General features: G+C 66.3%; 24 protein-coding genes. 3 read left to right on the top strand and 21 right to left on the bottom strand.

Annotated elements, in window-relative coordinates; translation table 11 throughout:
- Nucleotides 1-57 precede the first annotated feature (57 nt).
- A complete protein-coding gene (locus ACHMXA_RS28425; protein ID WP_395317248.1) occupies nt 58-900 on the top strand; it encodes a hypothetical protein in 843 nt (280 codons plus the stop codon).
- Nucleotides 901-1,037: 137 nt separating this feature from the next.
- Here ACHMXA_RS28425 and ACHMXA_RS28420 read toward each other — a convergent pair whose 3' ends face one another.
- Nucleotides 1,038-2,201 carry a contractile injection system protein, VgrG/Pvc8 family gene (locus ACHMXA_RS28420; protein ID WP_395317247.1) on the bottom strand — a complete coding sequence of 388 codons (1,164 nt, stop codon included), beginning with the start codon at nt 2,199-2,201 and terminating at the stop codon, nt 1,038-1,040.
- A gap of 7 nt (nt 2,202-2,208) precedes the next feature.
- Nucleotides 2,209-2,673 carry a phage tail protein gene (locus ACHMXA_RS28415; RefSeq protein WP_395321401.1) on the bottom strand — a complete coding sequence of 155 codons (465 nt, stop codon included), beginning with the start codon at nt 2,671-2,673 and terminating at the stop codon, nt 2,209-2,211.
- Between the two features lie 32 nt (nt 2,674-2,705).
- On the opposite strand from ACHMXA_RS28415, the gene ACHMXA_RS28410 reads away from it, so the two are divergent.
- Together ACHMXA_RS28410 and ACHMXA_RS28405 are read left to right on the top strand one after the other, a co-directional pair.
- Nucleotides 2,706-3,275 carry a hypothetical protein gene (locus ACHMXA_RS28410; RefSeq protein WP_395317246.1) on the top strand — a complete coding sequence of 190 codons (570 nt, stop codon included), beginning with the start codon at nt 2,706-2,708 and terminating at the stop codon, nt 3,273-3,275.
- A gap of 539 nt (nt 3,276-3,814) precedes the next feature.
- On the top strand, nt 3,815-5,347 hold the full coding sequence (locus ACHMXA_RS28405; RefSeq protein WP_395317245.1) for a hypothetical protein: 1,533 nt from the start codon (nt 3,815-3,817) through the stop codon (nt 5,345-5,347).
- 33 nt (nt 5,348-5,380) lie between these two features.
- Here the strand turns inward: ACHMXA_RS28405 and ACHMXA_RS28400 are convergent, their stop codons facing one another.
- From ACHMXA_RS28400 to gpM, 19 genes are all read right to left on the bottom strand, one after another.
- The gene (locus ACHMXA_RS28400) at nt 5,381-5,509 is read right to left on the bottom strand and encodes a GpE family phage tail protein (protein WP_395317244.1); all 129 of its coding nucleotides are present in this window, start codon (nt 5,507-5,509) and stop codon (nt 5,381-5,383) included.
- An 8-nt stretch (nt 5,510-5,517) separates the two neighbouring features.
- The gene (locus ACHMXA_RS28395) at nt 5,518-5,862 is read right to left on the bottom strand and encodes a phage tail assembly protein (RefSeq protein ID WP_395317243.1); all 345 of its coding nucleotides are present in this window, start codon (nt 5,860-5,862) and stop codon (nt 5,518-5,520) included.
- Between the two features lie 53 nt (nt 5,863-5,915).
- On the bottom strand, nt 5,916-6,440 hold the full coding sequence (locus ACHMXA_RS28390; RefSeq protein WP_126182928.1) for a phage major tail tube protein: 525 nt from the start codon (nt 6,438-6,440) through the stop codon (nt 5,916-5,918).
- Between the two features lie 36 nt (nt 6,441-6,476).
- Nucleotides 6,477-7,673 carry a phage tail sheath protein gene (locus ACHMXA_RS28385; RefSeq protein WP_395317242.1) on the bottom strand — a complete coding sequence of 399 codons (1,197 nt, stop codon included), beginning with the start codon at nt 7,671-7,673 and terminating at the stop codon, nt 6,477-6,479.
- 37 nt (nt 7,674-7,710) lie between these two features.
- On the bottom strand, nt 7,711-8,346 hold the full coding sequence (locus ACHMXA_RS28380; RefSeq protein ID WP_395317241.1) for a hypothetical protein: 636 nt from the start codon (nt 8,344-8,346) through the stop codon (nt 7,711-7,713).
- Nucleotides 8,347-8,362: 16 nt separating this feature from the next.
- The gene (locus ACHMXA_RS28375; RefSeq protein WP_395317240.1) at nt 8,363-9,493 is read right to left on the bottom strand and encodes a hypothetical protein; all 1,131 of its coding nucleotides are present in this window, start codon (nt 9,491-9,493) and stop codon (nt 8,363-8,365) included.
- The gene (locus tag ACHMXA_RS28370) at nt 9,493-10,071 is read right to left on the bottom strand and encodes a phage tail protein I (protein WP_395317239.1); all 579 of its coding nucleotides are present in this window, start codon (nt 10,069-10,071) and stop codon (nt 9,493-9,495) included. The genes ACHMXA_RS28375 and ACHMXA_RS28370 overlap by 1 nt, the downstream gene beginning before the upstream one ends.
- The gene (locus ACHMXA_RS28365) at nt 10,064-10,948 is read right to left on the bottom strand and encodes a baseplate J/gp47 family protein (RefSeq protein ID WP_395317238.1); all 885 of its coding nucleotides are present in this window, start codon (nt 10,946-10,948) and stop codon (nt 10,064-10,066) included. The genes ACHMXA_RS28370 and ACHMXA_RS28365 overlap by 8 nt, the downstream gene beginning before the upstream one ends.
- A gap of 8 nt (nt 10,949-10,956) precedes the next feature.
- Nucleotides 10,957-11,301 carry a GPW/gp25 family protein gene (locus tag ACHMXA_RS28360; protein ID WP_395317237.1) on the bottom strand — a complete coding sequence of 115 codons (345 nt, stop codon included), beginning with the start codon at nt 11,299-11,301 and terminating at the stop codon, nt 10,957-10,959.
- Nucleotides 11,298-12,053 (bottom strand): phage baseplate assembly protein V, encoded by a 756-nt coding sequence (locus ACHMXA_RS28355; RefSeq protein ID WP_395317236.1) that lies wholly within the window; start codon nt 12,051-12,053, stop codon nt 11,298-11,300. The genes ACHMXA_RS28360 and ACHMXA_RS28355 overlap by 4 nt, the downstream gene beginning before the upstream one ends.
- A 93-nt stretch (nt 12,054-12,146) precedes the next feature.
- Nucleotides 12,147-12,617 (bottom strand): phage virion morphogenesis protein, encoded by a 471-nt coding sequence (locus ACHMXA_RS28350; protein WP_395317235.1) that lies wholly within the window; start codon nt 12,615-12,617, stop codon nt 12,147-12,149.
- Nucleotides 12,618-12,619: 2 nt separating this feature from the next.
- Nucleotides 12,620-13,105, bottom strand: a complete 486-nt coding sequence (locus ACHMXA_RS28345) for a phage tail protein (RefSeq protein WP_395317234.1) — start codon at nt 13,103-13,105, stop codon at nt 12,620-12,622.
- A gap of 3 nt (nt 13,106-13,108) precedes the next feature.
- Nucleotides 13,109-13,234, bottom strand: a complete 126-nt coding sequence (locus ACHMXA_RS28340) for a hypothetical protein (protein WP_395317233.1) — start codon at nt 13,232-13,234, stop codon at nt 13,109-13,111.
- 61 nt (nt 13,235-13,295) lie between these two features.
- Nucleotides 13,296-13,643: a hypothetical protein gene (locus tag ACHMXA_RS28335; protein WP_395317232.1), complete on the bottom strand. Its 348-nt coding sequence runs from the start codon at nt 13,641-13,643 to the stop codon at nt 13,296-13,298.
- Nucleotides 13,640-14,260 (bottom strand): glycoside hydrolase family 19 protein, encoded by a 621-nt coding sequence (locus tag ACHMXA_RS28330; protein WP_395317231.1) that lies wholly within the window; start codon nt 14,258-14,260, stop codon nt 13,640-13,642. Before ACHMXA_RS28330 ends, ACHMXA_RS28335 begins: the two co-directional genes overlap by 4 nt.
- Nucleotides 14,261-14,267: 7 nt before the next feature.
- Nucleotides 14,268-14,807, bottom strand: a complete 540-nt coding sequence (locus ACHMXA_RS28325; protein WP_395317230.1) for a hypothetical protein — start codon at nt 14,805-14,807, stop codon at nt 14,268-14,270.
- Between the two features lie 11 nt (nt 14,808-14,818).
- Entirely contained in the window at nt 14,819-15,031 is a 213-nt protein-coding gene (locus tag ACHMXA_RS28320; RefSeq protein WP_395317229.1) for a tail protein X, read from the bottom strand.
- A gap of 2 nt (nt 15,032-15,033) precedes the next feature.
- Entirely contained in the window at nt 15,034-15,531 is a 498-nt protein-coding gene (locus ACHMXA_RS28315; protein ID WP_395317228.1) for a head completion/stabilization protein, read from the bottom strand.
- A 126-nt stretch (nt 15,532-15,657) separates the two neighbouring features.
- Complete coding sequence (gpM, locus tag ACHMXA_RS28310; protein ID WP_395317227.1) at nt 15,658-16,578, bottom strand: phage terminase small subunit; 921 nt, start codon at nt 16,576-16,578, stop codon at nt 15,658-15,660.
- Nucleotides 16,579-16,654 lie beyond the last annotated feature (76 nt).

Raw genomic sequence — 16,654 nt, 5'->3', positions numbered from 1 at the left:
TATTTTCTTCGCCGCAAGTAAGACCTAAATCCAATATCGTTGACTCAACGGACCAATATGTCAGAAGAAGCCAATAGCAATGAGCTGTCCAAGATGCTCACCTCGTCAACAAAGAGGCATATAGCCCCCATTTTTCGCGTCGATCCGGTAAAGGCCTCGCTATATGGCACCAAGGGAGCGGTCCAAGAGCAAGGAACTATTACTTTCGTGAAGTACCAAGGCAAGTGCTTCGGCTTGACCAACCAGCACGTAATTGGGGATGTTAATCGGCCTCGCGCGGATGCTGCCTTCATGCTGGCGCTCGACAGACACACGCCGTTGCCGGGCCGTCTCATCTTTTCTTCGACTCCCAAGGACACCGACTTTCCTTTTGATCTCGCCGTCTTCCTTCTCGACGAGGAGAGCATCACGCGAGGAGGAAAAGTCTTCATTGAGCTCACGAATGAGTCGTGTCCGGTCCAAGAGTCAAGTAAGTATCTAGCGGTCGGCTACCCCGGCGCACTTAGAACAGAGACAGGTGCGCAATCGACTCATCCGATCTTCCACATAGTCATAACGGCCATGCTTTCTTCTGATCGAAAGCTCGTGTTTCAAGACGAGGTTCCTGCGACTGATTTTGAGATGAGCTTCGGAGGAATTTCTGGCGGGGCCATTTTTGACGTTGGAGAAGATGAAAAATACTCGATCGTCGGCATTATTTTCCAAGGGCGCGGCCATGACGATGAGGTTGAGGAGCGTGGCAGCTGCAGCGACATCTGGGTATACGGTGTGCCGATAGACACTCGACTTTTTGACCGACTGCTAGCCCAAGTTTCCGCTGCGGGGGAACCTCTTGAACTGAAGAGGTTGTCGTTTCAGGTGGACATCGCAGTGGGCGACAGTGGTTCGCTCGCCCCCTGAATACCAATCCGATTCCGGTCGGGGGCGGGACTGAACTGGATAAGCGCGCAATACACAGCGCTTTCACCCGTCGGCCATCGCAATTCGCTCGTTCCGGCCTGTGTATATCGAGGCAGCCTCCTGGGAAACGCCGGCGGCTATTGTCCCGTGTCCGTGCCCTCTTGACCTTCCACACCTTCAGCCTGCTCAGTTTCCAGCGTGAGCTGGCTGACGTAGCCCGTCTGATCGATCGTATGTCGCACGCTGGCTACGATCCAAGGCGTCTCGTCGATCTTCCTCTTGTAGCCGGCCACGCGGGCGGGGCGCTGCGGCGTAATGTCGGCACGCCCGTAGGCAAGGGTGATCTCGAAATCGAAGATCCCGCGCTGGATGCGTAGCCACTCGGCACGGGCTGCAGCAAGGGCGTCGCCTTCGCTGGCAAAGGTCGTGCGTAGCTCCTTCGCGCGCCCACTCAGACCAGCGATGACGCTGCTGCGACGCCCGGTCTTAATGTTGTTCCACCATGCCTTCACGCCGCTGTACGCATCGCGGTCGGCACGACTCCAGCGGTGCCTGTCGCCGTCCTGCCGCGTGATGACCACAGGCGGCAGCACCTTGCCGCTGGGCGTGCGCGCGGCGCGCGCCTGGCTGAACAGGAGCTTGCCGTTCTTCACTGTGCACAAGCAGTCGTAGGTCTGCGCGAGCCGGCGAAGAAAGGACGCGTCCGATTCGCCGAGCTGGTCCGCGTGCTTTACCTTGCGCGAGGCGATTTCCTTGGCGACGACGGCCTCGATGCGGTTGCGCTTGGCCACGCTGTTGACGATGGCGCCGACGGTGGTCTTGTGCCATGACTCATCGCGCAGGGTGCGCAGGCTGTCGAGCAGGTTGGCGGCACGGGCGCGGATGGTGATCTCGTCGGGCGTGCCGGCGTATTCGACCGCCTGCACGGTGTAGGCGCCTTTCTCCACCAACCCGACGGGGAAGCCCATTTCTTCGGTGGTGAGCTGGCGGTAGGGCGCTGCGTTGGGCTCGGCGAGCCAGCCGATGGCCACTTCGACGGTGTCGCCGGTGTCCGGCAGCTCGACGGCGCCGTCATGGTCGCTCACGACGAGCTCAACCTCGTCGGCATCGTTCTGCCGGTCATCGGTGATGGTGAGCCGCACGAAGCGCGGCAGGATGCGATCGGACACGTTGGCGCCGTTGACGGTGATGCGCCAGATGGGTGTGAGGTGCGCCGCGGCGCGCCGGGTGTCGCGTCTGCAGCTGTTGGCGCTGACGTTGACCGTCGGCAGCGTGGCGGTGATGGCGTCTACGTCGGACATGGTCTGTTCACACCACGCTGGCGCCCACGCCCAGTGACAGACCCGTGTTGTCCGCCGCGTCCTGCAGCAGTGCGCCCAGGTCGCCCATGCTGTCGGCGATGAGCTGCTCGGCGACTTCCTGCGCGTCTTGGTCGACGCGCTGCAGGGTAAGCGTGAACTCGATGCGGCGCGCTTCGCCGGTCTCGAAGAAGAGGGTTCTGGTTTCCTGCAGCTCGGTGATGACGAAGGCGCCGTAGATGGTGCCGGTGCCTTCCACCAGCACCCAGGCGGCGCCCTGGTCGGCCATGAGGCGCAGCACCGAAAGGCTGGCCGCGGTGCCCGCGAACTCGGGCACCACGATGCCATTGAGCGTGATGATGTCGTCGCCCGGCCCGAGGTACTGCGAGGCATTGCGCGCGCCCACAAGGGGCTGCGAGGCGTGCTTCCAGCTGCTGCGTCGCTGAAGCTCCTGATAGCTCAGGGTGTCGAGCATGAAGACGAAGAGGCCGAGGCAGAGCATGGCGGGTGTCAGTTGTCGTAGTCGATGAAGGCGCCGCGGGCGCGGGCGCGCTTGTCTGCGTCGCGCTTGTCGAGTTCGGCGCGGATGGCCCGGGCGAGCTGCGCGGCGTCCGCGCCGGGCGCTGCAGTGATGTGGATGGTGATGGTGTCGCCCTGTACGACGATGCCGCCGGCGGCTCGGCCGGCCGGCGCGGCGGCGAGCGGCGCGCGGGTGTCGAAGTTGCCGGGGGCGCGGGGAACTCTGCCGCCATGGCGGGCATGGCCACGGCCGCTGCGCCGGCCATGCCCAGCGCCGCGGCGCGCAGCAGCGGCCGGGTGCGGTCGATGCCGATGGCTGCGCCTTCGACGATGTTCTCGCCGGCCTGCATGAACACTCGCGACGGGCTGCGGATGCCGAGCTTTTCCTTGAACCAGCCGACGGTGGAGTCCGCCGCGCCGCTGATGGTGTCTTGCACGGTGCCGAGCATGCTGGTGATGCCGCTCACCAAGCCCTGCATCATCTGCGCGCCGAAGGTCGTGAACTTGGCCGGTAGCTCGATGCCGAACCACTGCATGACGCCCGCGAAGGCCTGGTAGAACAGGCCGAGAGGCGACCAGTTGACGATGGTCTGCGTGATGGTGGTCACCACGCCCGAGAACGAGCCGCCGAGCTGGTCCCAAATGATCTTCAGCCCACCGACGATTCCGCTCCAGTTTCGATAGATCAGGTAGGCCGCGCCGGCGAGCAGCGCGATGGCGATTCCCAAGGGGTTGGCCAGCAGCAGCAGGCCCACGCGAGCGACGGCCATGCCGACACTCAGGAACGCCGACCCGAGGCGCACGAGCAGCCCGGCGCCGAAACTCAGCAGCGGACCGACGCGAAGCATCTGGAAGCCGAAGAGGCCCAAGCCATAGCGCACCACGGCGAACGGCCCCAGCAGGGCAGCGGCGCCCAGGCTCAGCGCGCCGAAGCCGGCAGCTAGCAGACCGATCCACAGCACGGCCTTGCCGATGTACGAGGCGAGCACCGGGTTTTCCTGCGCGAACTGCGTAATGCGCTGCAGTGCGCTGCCCGCGGTGTTGAGCAGGCTGATGTAGGCCGGGAGCAGGGCGCGGCCGGCCTCCTGCATGGCGTCGTGGAAACGCGCCTGCGCTTCGAGTTCCTTCCCGCTCAGGCTGTCTCGCGCTCTCGCATCCAGTTCGTCGATGCCAAAGGCGCCGGCGTTGAGCTTGGCGTTCTTGTGGATCTGGTCTCTCATCATGAACATCTGAGAGAAGAGGCTCGACGCCGTGCGGTTGCTGAAGATGGAGCCGATGGCGTCGTTCACCTGGTCCTGGCTGGTGAGGCCCTTGGCGGCCAGCGCCGGCAGGAGCACCTTCTCCATCCATTCGAACTGGTTGGTGCGGAAGAGGTCGCTACCTTTCAGCGCGCCAGGGTCGAGGAACGAGACCTGCCCCGTCTTGTCGTGCTTCACCTTAGATGGGTCGCCGATCAGGTCGTACTTCATCAGGTTCTGCGCGGCGCGCTTGGTGGTGCGACCTTGGTAGAGGTTCTGGTACGCGGACATGGTGGCCACGCCGGCGCTTGCGCCGCCCATGATCTGCACGATGGGCTCAAGCTGGTAGTACATCGCCTCGCTGGAGAGGCCCTTGGCGGCAATGCCGCCGCGCTTGATGAAGTCCAGCCATTGGGTGGAGTCCACGCGGCCACCGGTGGCGGTTATGACGCGTTGCACCATGTCGGCCTGCTGCGTGAACTCTTCCTTGCTGTTCAGGCCGTTGCGCGCCTCGATGACCTTGAGCATGTCCATGAACTTGCGTTCGTTCTCGGAGCCTTGTTCCTCGCCGAACATGGCCTTGTTCGCAAACTTCATCTTCGCCATGGCTGGCATCACCATTTCGGCGTGATGCACGTCGGCAAAGGCCGTGGTCGCGTCCAGCATCAACCCGAGGTTGTCGTTCATGCTGGTGCCGTAGGTCTTCATCCGCTTCGCGTAGTCGACGGCCTTGGTGGTCTCTTCCTTGCCGAGGCCCAGCGATTCGATGCGCGCAGTCGTGGTTTCGTATTCGCGAATCTGGTGCAGCGGCTCGGTGACGGCGCGGCGGATGCCGTAGGCGGTGCCGACGCCGGCGGCGCCGGCCATGGCCAGATGCCCGGCCGTGGCGCGGGTGCCGTTGAAGCTCTTCTGCAGCTGCGTCTTCCGGTTGCCGGCGTTGGCCAGCGCTTCGAGGCGCGCTTTCTGCTGGGCGATGGCGGCATTGGTCGACGTGATATCTGCCTGCAGGCGGTGCTGGTCCGCCGACAGCTTGCCGATGCCGCTGGCGGTGGCTGCGGTGCGCAGCTGCACGAGGGCATGGCGCTGCTTGTCGTAGGCGGCCGTCGCGCGGTCGACCTGGCCCTGCAGGGTGCGCGCCTGATCGCTGTTAGCGCCGTAGGTGCGCGTGACGCTGTCGAGGTTGGCGCGCAGCACCTTCAGGCTGTTGCCCTGCTTGGCCAGCTCGGCCTGGTACTTCCGGATAGCGTTGACCTGGCCGAGCTGGCCGTTCAGCAGCTTGAGTGCGTCGCGCGACTGTTTCAGGCTCGCGGCGGTGGCCTTGCTCTGGGCGTCGAGCGGCTTGAGTTCGTTGACCGCTTTGGCCGCGCCGGCCAGGATCAGCTTGAGGGTTAGCGCGGTGGCCATGGTGGTTCGATGGGATTGCGGTCAGTCGTCGTCGTGATTGCTGGGGGCGTAGCGCTTGCGGGCGGCCTCGCGCCAGTCCATCAGCTCGGCCAGGGGGAGGCCGTCCATGTCCTGGGGGCGCCAATGGAAGACCAGCGCCAGATCCGCCATGGCGTCCTCTACGCGCTCTGCAAGACCGCGTCCCGAACCGCTTTCTTCAACAAAAAACTGATGACCACGCCTCCCGCTTCGGACAGGTCCGCCGGGTCCAGCTGCGCGCACTCGGGCGGCGTGAGGCTGGGCGAGGTGATGCGCGGCAGCAGCTTGAGCAGTTCGTCGGCGTCGGCGGCATGCAGCCGCTGCAGCGAGAGGCCGCGCAGCTCGCCAGCGTTGGGCTTGCGCAAGACGATCTCGGCGATGGTGGTGGCGCCGCGCTGGATGGGCGTGTCGAGCGTGATGGTGTTGGGCACGCTGGGCGCGGCGGTGGTGCTGGCGATGGTGGGCTGTTGGGCGTCGTCGTTCATGGTGGTGGCTCGGTGCGAATGGGAAGGGCAGGGGGCGAGGTTGCGGCCTGGCGTCAGTTGACGCCGAAGGCCATGCCGATGGCGGCGCGGATGGCGTCGTACTGGTCGGTGCCGCCGACGCGGAACACCATGCCGGGCACGTCGATCTCCAGCAGCTCCTGGGCATTGACGGTGAGCTTGTAGTAGCTCGCGGCGATGGTGAACTCGTGGTCGTTGTCTTCGCCGGCCTTGGCCTCGTTCGGGTTCCACTCGCGCAGACGCCCGCGGATGACGACTTCGGCGGCGGTCACCTGGCCGGTGGCTTCGTCCTGATAGGCGCCGGCGAAGCGGAAGATGTTGGCGCCGACGGTCTGCGAGCCCAGCATCGCGATGAGCTGGGTCTTCAGGCCGCCGGCCTTGATGCCCAGCTCGAGCTTTTCGTGGCCGAGGTCGATCTCGACCGGGCCATGCATGCCGCCGGCGCGGTATTCCTCGGTCTTCTTCGTGATCTTGGGAAGTGTGACGCTGGGGATCTCGCCGACCCAGCTTTCGCCGTCGCCGAACATGGCGAAGTTCTTGAGTTTCTTGGGCAGTGCCATGGTGGTGCGCTCCTATGCGTGATGGGTTGACGCCACTCAGGCGGCCTGCACGGCCGCGGCGAAGTTGGCGAGAAAGTCGTCGGTGATGGTCTGGCGGAAGCCCAGGTCTTCGAGCGGCGGCACCGGTGTGTAGCGGTAGCTGATGCGCAGGCGGCCGACGAATAGCTCTTCTTTCGGGTTGAGGTCGGGATTGATGAAGGCCTCGAAGCCGATCAGGTAGCCGCCCGTCACGAGGTCTTTGCCCTTGGCGTTGATGTTTTCGAGCATGTCCTTCACGAGCGTGGGATGCATGGGCTTGTCCACGAACGTGAAATGCGCCTCGGCCATCGTGTCCGCCAGCACCTGGGCGGTGCGGGTGTAGTTCTCGAAGAAGAACTTTCCGCCCTGGGCCTCGGTGGTGCGGTTGCCCCAGAAGCGATAGCCGCTGCGGTTGATGATGGTCGTGACTTCGAGCGCGTTGAGGTACGTCGTATCGCTGCTCGGGCTCTGCAGGTCGAAGAACACGTCGGCGCTGATGCCCTGCGGACCGTTGACCACGATGTTCGACAGCGTCTTGTGCCAGCCGATCTGCTGATCGAGCTTGGCGCGCAGGCCCAGGGCGTACGCCGTGGCCGCTTCGACCTCGACTTCGTTCGTCGCGGTGTCCCATGCGAGGAAGTTTGGCCAGATGACCATGATTTCTCGCTTGCCGAATTTGCCGCGGTAAGCGGTCGCCTCTTCCTTTGTGGTGGCATACGCCATGCCGTCCGCCTTGCGCGCCGCGACGTAAGTGAACCCCTTCAGCTGCTCGGCAACCACCCCGATCTCGACCGCAACGGGCTCGGTGTCAAGGTAGGGCGCGCCGATGATGCGCGGCTTGTAGCCCACCTGGCCCTGCGCAGCGAGCAGTGCCTGAAGGCCGGTCTTCTGCCCGTTGGCGGTGGTGGTACCGATCACGTTGCTGGTGGTTTCCGCGTCGGTGGCGCCGGGCTCGACGCGTACCACGATGGTGACGGCCTGGGCCTGCCGGGAGATGGCCTTCAATGTCTTCGCCAGCGTGCCGGCCGCACCCGCCTTGCCGACGCTGCCGCCGGGGTTGGTGAGCAGCACCGGGGTGTTGAGCGGGAAGGCCGCCGGGTCGGCCTGCGGCGCGGTGGCCACGATGCCGATGATGGCCGTGCTGACGACACGGATGGTCGCGCCGCCTTCGTCGACTTCGAAAACGCGTACGCCGTGGTGGTATTCGGTGGACATGGTGGAGTGCTCCTGTGGTGATTCGGGTTGCCTGCGGCTACTTGGCCGCAAGCTGTTCAGTGGTCGAGGCGGCTTGCGCTTCGGCGGGCTCTTGCGCAGACCCTGCGGGCGGCGTTTCGAGCGGAGGGACGGAAAGGCTCGGCAGCAAGCCGGTCAGGGTCCGCTCCGACGGCTCTGCCATGGCGCCGGACTTCACTCGGTCGAGCAATTCGTAGCAGGCGGCCCAGACTGCTGAGCGCCACGCGCGCAGTGCGCGGCCCTCGTTCTGGAACTTGGGCACGGCGGGCTCTTCGGCGTAGGTGACTGCGGTCCTGATGTCGTCGTAGCCGAGCGATCGGGCCATAGCGTCCATGTATTCCTGCACGTAGGCGCGCAGGGACGCGATGCGGTCGTCGATAGTGCTGGGCGCCGGAGCTGGCGGCGGCGGCGGTACGACGGGGATCTCAGGTGCCGGTGCAGGCGGCAGCGGCTCCAACGCCCATTTGCCACGCACCATGCGCGGCCGCATGCCGCTGGGGATATGCGGCGGCACGGTTTCGGTCGCCAAGGCGGGGTTGAGCAGCGCATAGACCGGCTTGCCAGTGCGCTCCGTCGCGACGGGATCGAGCGGGTGCACGGACTCGCCCACGAGGAATCCGCTTTCGGGATCGATCAGATAGATGGTCTTGGTCATGGGGTGGGTGTCCGGGTCAGTAGCTGATCCACGCCGGGAAGGCCACGTTGCGGGGGCGTGCCTCCGAGCCATCCGAGTTGATCGAAATGCCCGTGCCGCTGTTGTTGAGCCAGATGCCGGTCTTCCGTGAATCGATGCCGACGTTGTGCGCATGGGCGCCGTCGTAGTTGATGGGCCTCGGCGAGTCGATGCTGAAGTCGGAGTACTGCCCCGTTCCACGGTCCGAGTCCGCCACGTTCTGCGGGACTTGCATGCCGTGGTTGTGCGCCCCTTGCGAGTCGGTCCACCCGCCGTGCACGTGGCCGGGATCGTTCACATAGTGGCCGTGGCCGGGGTCCGTAACGCCGTGGGTGTGGGCGGCGTTGCTGCCGGCCTCGGCCGAGCGCAGCACGCGCGAGGCATTGACGCCTCGCCCGTTGTCCAGGCATCGGATGAACTCGCCGCGAAGATCCACGAGAGAGAACGTTCCGGAGCCGGAGAGTCCCAGCCGCGCGACCAAGTCGGGGTAGTTGGCCTGCTCATAGCTCACGTCGGCGCGCACGGGGAGATAGCCGGGAATGCTCGACGGGTTGTCGTAGCTGTACAGCAGCATGCCGGGCTGATGCCAGGGTGCGCGCACGTAGGCGGTGCCGTTCCAGACCATTTGCCGGATATGCGGGGTCTGCACAGTGATGACGGGGCCGATGTTCACGGCGGGGACGGCGACGATGGGACCGCGGAACGCATACATCGGATGCGGGTCCGGGTCCGCGAAGTGGGCGGCGAGATCCGCGTCAGTGGCGTACTGAGGATGCGGATTGACCTTGGCCTCGTGCGCGGCCGTCGAGTCGCTGAGTGCCGCATTCAGCTCGGCCGCGGTGTGGCCCCAGCGCGTCCATTTCGTCGCGTCGCTGCCGGGCGGGACGTTGAGGCTGTCGCCAACGCTGCGCCACGTGGTGCCGGCGTAGCTGACATAGGCCACATTGGCGGGATAGCTCAAGGCCGGGTCCCACGGCGTGACGTTGCGCACACGCAGATAGCGGGTGCGGTTCGCCAGCTCGCGCGGCGGGCGGTTGTCGATGCCCGAGGGGCCACCGAGGACCGGGTCATCTTCCTCGATCTGGTAGATGCCGGTTTCCCACTGGTCGGTTTCGTTCAGATTGGCCATCAGGCGCTTCCGTGGTTGTAGGCGCCGTCACGTCGGGTGGCGCCGTTGTGGCTGTTGGCGACCGATGCGTAACGCAGCGCGACCAGATGGCAGCGCGCCGGCGCGACGGACGGCAGGAGCTTGCGCAGGCGCTCGGCCTGGGCATTGGTGATGGGGCGCTGCAGCGCGACCATGTAGGTCGCCCATGAGCTGGCAAGCGAGGCGTGCGGATAGACGCCGTTGCGGCGGAACGTGCCGTCGTGGGTGCGACCGCCAATGCGCTCGATGATGTCCACCTCGCCGAAGCCCAGCGAGCGGATCAGCAGGCGGATCGCCCAGGGCGTGCCTTTGTGCCGATGGATCTCGATGGAGTTCAGGATCAGCGCACGCTTGGCGTCGTCGGACCTGGCGTCCTGCCAGGCCTCCACGGAGAGCGTCCACGAGAGCCATGGCAGCAGCGGCGCGAGGCACAGCATGGCCGTCCACAGGTGCCGCAGACCATCGGTGTCCAGATCCAGCGGCGACGCGCCCGCGAGTGCCAGCTCCAGCGGGGTGCGGTTGGGCGGCAGCAAGCGCTGCGACGAGGCGAGGTTAGGCACGGACTACCTCTTCGAGGACGTTGATGCCCGTCACGCGAACCCACTGGGTTTTCGTGCACAGGATGTCCGTCGGCGGCTGCGTGATCTCGACACGGTCGACACCCGGCTGATGGAGCGCGGCGTCGATGCCGGAGTGAGGCAACCCCTTGCCGAGCTTGCGAATCTGCTTGAGCCACTTCGCCAGCGCCGCCTCGCCGTTCTCGACGGCCACCTCGCCCGCAGGCCCTTCGTAGCGATACACCTTCGCCGTGATGGCGGTCTCGAAGATCTCCGCACCCTGCACAGGCACGCTGTCGCAAAGCGGGCGGATCTTCTCGGCGTTGAGCGCAGCGCTCACGGTGTTGAGCAGCGCTTCGGAGGCAACCCCGCTCGCGGACGTGGAAAGTACCGTGACGCGCACGGTTCCGGGGAGCGGGCTGTCGACCTGCGCGTCTGCCACCTCAGCACTGGCGGTGAGGGCGTGGTAGCGGTAGCTCTCCGTAGGGCCAGCCGTCGTGATGCCTTCGGGCGCGAGCTGGATGCGCTCGCGGAAGCGTTCGTCGTCTTCATAGACGGCCTCGACCGGCGGCACCGCGTCCGGGTCGGCCGGAGTGACCAGCAGCCGGGAAACCCGATAGTTCGCCGCCAGGTTGTCGAGATCCGACTTGGTGGCGTAGGCCAGCATGCAGGCTTTGGCGGCATCGTTGATGCGCTGGCGCATTTCCAGCTCTTGGTAGGCCTGCACCTGCAGCAGCTTCATCGCCGGATCGGATTCGAGCAGCAGCGTGTAGTCGAAGCCGACCTTTCTGCACTCATCCTGAAAGAGCGCAATGCGCTTGGCGAGGATTGCTTCGTAGTCCAGCGTTTCAATGACGGCCGGCGCGGGCAGGAGGGACATGTCCAGGCTCATGCGCCTCCCGCAACGGTGACGGTGAAGGTGGTGCTGTCGACGCTGTTGGTGTCGCGACGCACGATGTGCAGCTGGCACTTGCCCTGTGCGGTGAAGCCCACGCGCACGCTCAACAGGCGCGTGCGCGGCTCCCACTTCATGATGGCCTGGGCGGTTGCCGCGATGAGGCGCAAGCGATTCGCCGCGGTGGCCGGGTGGTCGACCATCTGCGGCAGGTAGCTGCCGTAGTTGCGGCGCATCAGGCGCGTGCGGATGGGCGTCGTCAGGATGTCATTGATGGACTGCCCGATGTGATCTCGGCGCGAGAGCACCTTGCCCGTGGTCTTGGAGATCCCGCTCATGGCACGGGCTTCCCGCTGATCTCATCGCCGCCCTGCACGCCGGACGTGCGGTGTTCCAGCAGGCTGATGTCGCCAGCGACGATGTCGCCGCCATCTGTTGTGATGCCGTGGCCGTTGATGAAGGTCATGTCGCCGTCGATCTCGGCAGTCTTGCCGCCTGGGCCGGCGCCAGAGCCAGCCATGCCCGCGGTAAAGGTGAACAGACCTTGCACCAGTAGCTGCCCGGTGGCGATGGTCTTCGCCGCGTCAAGCGTGATCTCTTGCGAATGCACCTTCGCGCTCTCGCTGGCCGTTACGTCGGCCGTCTTGCATTTCACGGTGATCGCGTCGGGAACCTCGATATCCGCGGTGCCGGCGGCTGGCAGCGTGACCTTGAGCTTGTGGGCGGCGTGGTCGTACTCCACGACGGCGCCGTCGGGGTACTTCGTGACGGTCTTGTTTGGGTCGGCGCTGGGCGCGGGGTGGCTCTCGGTGGGCAGGCCTGGCAGCGCGAAGCCGCCTTCGGTCATTCCGTTGGGTGAGAGGAACAGGACGCACTCGCCGACGGTGGGCGGGTTCCATGTGCCGGTCTTGCCGGCGCGCAATTCGAGGTACGGTCGCCAGTCCGTGCTGCCCTTCTCGGTGAGCTGCACGCGCACGAGCGGCGGGGTGGCGCTGTGGTCGACGTCGGTGATGGTGCCCATGCGCACGACGTTCGCCATCTGGCGTTGCAGGTCGGCAAAAAGTTGCGGCGATTCGGTTGGTCCGGGCATGCGCCCAATGTGCCGAAAGGCTTTCGCGTGCGCGAGCGAACGCAACGGTGCATGCGGCGGGGACTGAAGGGCGCTGCGCGGCGCCCTCAAACGTCAGCCGTTGGCGGTGACGTGGTGCAGCAGGATGTCGGTGACGGCGTCTTCGTCCGCTGGTGTGAAGCCCAGCAGCTCGCGCTTCGGATACTGCACGGTCGGGCTGTTCGGCTTGCGCCAATCGACCTTGTCGCGCATGCCTCGCTGGTGCACGCGGGCGATGCGGGCGGACTTCTCGCCGATGTAGATCGTGGCGCTACCGGCCGTCGCGGCCTTGCGCAGGTACTGCGCGGTCCTCAGCTTTTCGAACATCTTGCGGCGAATCTCGCCTTTCTTGTTTCGCAGTTGCTTGCGCGGCTTCCTGGGCTCGTAGGGCGTGCCGTCTGCGTTGAGCTGGGCTCCGATGCGTTCCACCTGGCTGCGCCGAAGGTAGGTCGAGATCTGCACCATGGCCGCGCGCCGGCGCTCGGGCGAAAGCCCCGCCATCAGGGGAGCGGCCCAGTTCGCGAGTCGGTTGAGCGCGTCGGCCACGATCAGCCTTCGTCCAGCGGGTGGATGCGCCACTCCGCCTGAAGGTCGAGAAGCGATTCGACCGGCTCGGCACCCGCGAGCACCGGCTCCCCGATGTGCCGTGTCGTGAGCCGGTTGATGCCATCGACAGTGCCGCCTTGAACGGCGACTGTCTCGGTCAGATCGATCTCGAAGCCGATGTCGGAAGTCGCGTGATCGATGATCTCCACCTCGAAGCGGAAGGCCTTCGCGCGCCGCTCGGGGTTCTCGAAGATGTCGGGTTGATTGCGCTTGAGCCAGGCCACGACGGGCACGACGATCACGTCGGTGCTGCCGTTCCAGTCTGTCACGACGATATTCAGCGTGTACCGGTACTCGAAGGACAGGGCGGGCGTGCCCGTGTGGACGATGTTGCCGCGCTCGATGAAGACCGTGAGCTTTTCCGGATTGGTGGCCAGCTCCGGGCAGGCTCGCGTGATGTGGTCGCGCAGCAGCTGCGGCTTCTTCATGGTTCAGTGCTCGTTCGCCTCGGCGGCTGGGGCGTCGCCGAAGAGGGCGCGGTCGGCGCGGACGATGTCGGCAAGGAGCTGGATTCGCTGATCGCGGTCGACAAGATCCGCGCGGAGCTGTTCAGCCACGCGTCGACCCTCTGCAAGGCTGGCGTCGAGTCGGGCTGCATGGCTTGCAAGACGGTCGCGCTCAGCTGCGCCGGCCTTGGACATAGCGAGGTACTCGAGCGGCCCGCCCTTCGGCGGCGCGCTGCAGGCGCTCAGCATCAGCGATGCGAGCAGCGCCGTCGGCAGCAGCAGGCGCTTGCACGGCGTGGAAGTCGTCGACGGCGCGGGTGACGCTGTTGGCATGGCCTTGTTCCTTGATTCGGGAGGTGTTGGTCTCTTCGAGAGCGGCGGTGGCTCGGCTCTTCGTGTCGGTGTCCCAAGCCTGCTGTACCCGTGCGGCGCCGTGCTCATCGCCGACCCAGTACGCGGGCAGGGCCGAGGCGGCGGCGATCAGCACCGCGGCCGCCAGGGCGATCAGCGCTGATTTCATGAGGTGGACAGCAGGGCTTCGAGCGCCCGATTGCACCGCTCGACGCGGTCGCTGCGGCCGGCCATCGCTGCGCCGTTGATGCTGCGCGTGATGGCATCGAGCTGCCATCGGTCGGCGAGGGCGTTGAGGCCATTGGCCTTCCAGTACCACGCGCCGACCAGCACAGCGGCTTCCGGGTCCGCGACACGGTCCGGGTTCTGTTCAAGCGGAATGCCCAGGGCAGAGGCTGCCGTTCGATAGTTGCCGCGGCCGGTGAGGTGCGGGAGGCCTCGGCCGCGGTAGTTCCAACCATCGCCGCTGGCTTCGCTGCCGTTGCCGTTCCGGTTGGCATAGACCCTGTTCGCGAGCGCCTTGGGCTGGCGCGTGAAGGCTCGCGCCTTCTCGACTTCGCGCAGCGCGGAGAACATTTGTGCGATGCGTGCCGGGTCGGTGTAGTAGAGGTTTTCTTCCAGGCGAGTGAACCCGCTGGTTTCGTGGCCGTACTGGCCGATGAAGGCGGCCATCCGCCGGGGCGTGTCGATCTCGAACCGATCGAACGCGACGATCAGGTGTGGCAGCAAGACACGTGCGACGGTCGGCGTGATGCCGGCGGCAATGAGCTGGGGCAGGTTGAGCATGGCGGCTTCAGGTCTTGGCGGTGGTGTCGGCGCTGGCCGATTGTTCGGGCGCGGCGGCCACGGGTGCCGACACGCGCGGGACGCCGATGCCGGCGCGGATCTCGGCGGCGAGTTCGCCGATGTCGCGATCCTTGCGGCGTTCCAGCCACAGAAAGACCGCGGCCACGATCCACGGGCCGGGGATGCTGCAGAGCACGAACACGCAGCCCGTAATCACGAAGAAGCCGGCCTCGGGCGGGAATGTGGCGAGCCGGGCGAGCGCGGCGCCGGCGGTGAAGACGTCGGGCTTGTGCTGCATGAGCAGCACGAGAGCGATGGTGCCCAGAATGAACGAACTGGCCAGACAACCCATGACGCGATTAATGAGGTCGTTCCATGCCTGGCCGGGGCGCAGTGGCACGAAGCGGATGCCGAGCCAGAAGGCGATCAGGCTGGCAATGACGGGCAGCGAGAGCAGGGCCAGCTTGTAGCCTGCAGCGGTGCCGGCGGCTGCCGCGGTGGTGGTGGGCTCGGTCATGGTGTGGTGTCGTAGGGTTGAAGTGGGCATGGCGATGTCTCCTAGTCCCAGAGCTGCACGGTGTCGATGCGGGCAGCATTGGCGGGGAGGTCCGGCAGGACGACGGCGAGGCCAATCGGCAGGATCGGTCCCAGGTCCCCGAGGCCGGGATTCATTCGGTACGTTGCCTCGGTGACGCCCGCCGTTGCGCCGAGGTGACGCAGGCACAGCAGATCCACCGTGTCGTGCTGCTGGGTGACAACGGTCCGCGGCATGGCTAGATCAGCTCGACGGTCAGGCGCGATGCGCCCAGGATGTCGCGCACTGCCCAGGTGGCGTCGCGGCGGTGGTGCTCGGCCTGGTCTTCGCGGGCTTCGTCCTGATCCTTGCGGCGCTCGCGCCCGGTGGTGTCGTAGTCGCTGTAACGCTCGATCAGGTTGGCCTTGGCATGGCAGTGCACGGCACGGCGGAAGCGCTGAACGTTGATCGACTCGCCGTCGACCTTCAGGGCGGGCACCGCGGCCAGCGAGGCGTGGCCTTCCTCCTCGCGACTCTTCGCCCAGTCGGCGAGCTGGCCGATGGTGGCCGCGACCGCCTCCTGCACGGCCGGTAGCAGGCGCTGGGGCGTGATGGTGCCGTCGAGCCGCATGGCGTCGCGCAGGGCTGCGAGGTCGATCTCGGGCCACCATGCGCCGGCGGACACCTTGCCCAGCGGTGCCGGGTCGCTGGGCGGCGTGGTGCGCACGAGGGGCGGGGCTGCTGCGATGAGGGACATTGTCGGTCTCGGGCTTGAGGTCTCTGGCTCGGTATAGGTGGGCGGTGGCCGTGGCGCGTTGTGGTGATGGCTCAGCCTTTCACGCAGCGCCACGGGCCGCCCGGCACGCGGGGGTGCTCGGTTGCGCTACTTCGCGGCGGCGCGCTTGCGCGCGGGGGCCGTGGATTTCCTCGCCGGTGCCGCGTTCTTGCGGCTGCTGGCCGGCGAGGCCGTAGCGGGTTGTTCGGGTGGGGCGGCGGTCGACGCCTCGGCTGTCGGCTCGACGCTCGCGCCGGCCTTGTTGAGCGCGCGCTCGACGCGCTCGATGTCCTTTTTCACGCCGGCATTGCTGTCCAGCTCCAGCGCGCGCTGCAGGCGCGCAAGGGCCAGCGACAGCGCCCCCGGTTCGATTGCGGAAAGGTCAGGCTCTTCGGCCGTCTGCACCTTACCGAGCGCCGCGTAGGCGATGGCCTTGTGCAGCTTGGCGCGGGCCTGGTCGGGCGCATCCTGCTCGGCCGTCAAGGTGTCGGCCTCGATGAGCAGCGCAGCCGCCTGCGCCCGCGCGCGGGCTGGGTCATCGTCGAGCGATACGGGCGCCAGATGCCGCACGTTCTCGGCGTCGAGCAGCACGAACAGGGGCGACCATTGGCCCTTCAGGTAGGCGTTGGCGAGTTCATCGATCACGATGGCGGCCGGGCTGCGCTTGTAGTCGTCGGCCATGGCCATGCCATGGCGGATGACGTAAGCCGCGATGTCCAGGCCGAGGCGGTAGGCGCCGGCGTCGAACGCCCACACCATCACCGTGGTGAGCACCTGATCCACGGCGCCCCGGCCCGTGTCGAGCGAGGTGTAGATCCAGTCGAAGTACTCCGGCAGAAGCCGGGCCTTCATTTCGGCGCGGCGCTCGTGCGACTGGATCTGCGACAGGCGGTTCTTGTCCTGCGAGAGCTTGACGCGCATGAGTCCGTAGGCATCGCCCTGCAGCTCGACGCCGTAGGGGCTGGCGGCCTGGGCCTGTTCTTGCAGAACGCGCGCGCGGTGGCGCTGTGCGGGGCTGAGTGGGCGCATGGTGGTGTTCCGGGCTGGTGGGGAGGGCGCGGGGCCGAGGGCGGCCCGCGCGCGGTCTTTCGTCAGACTTTTGGCG

Source organism: Variovorax sp. UC74_104, from assembly GCF_044055375.1.
GTDB lineage: Bacteria > Pseudomonadota > Gammaproteobacteria > Burkholderiales > Burkholderiaceae_C > Variovorax.
Note: the sequence above shows the minus strand (reverse complement) of the source record. Positions and strands in the feature narration are given on the sequence as shown.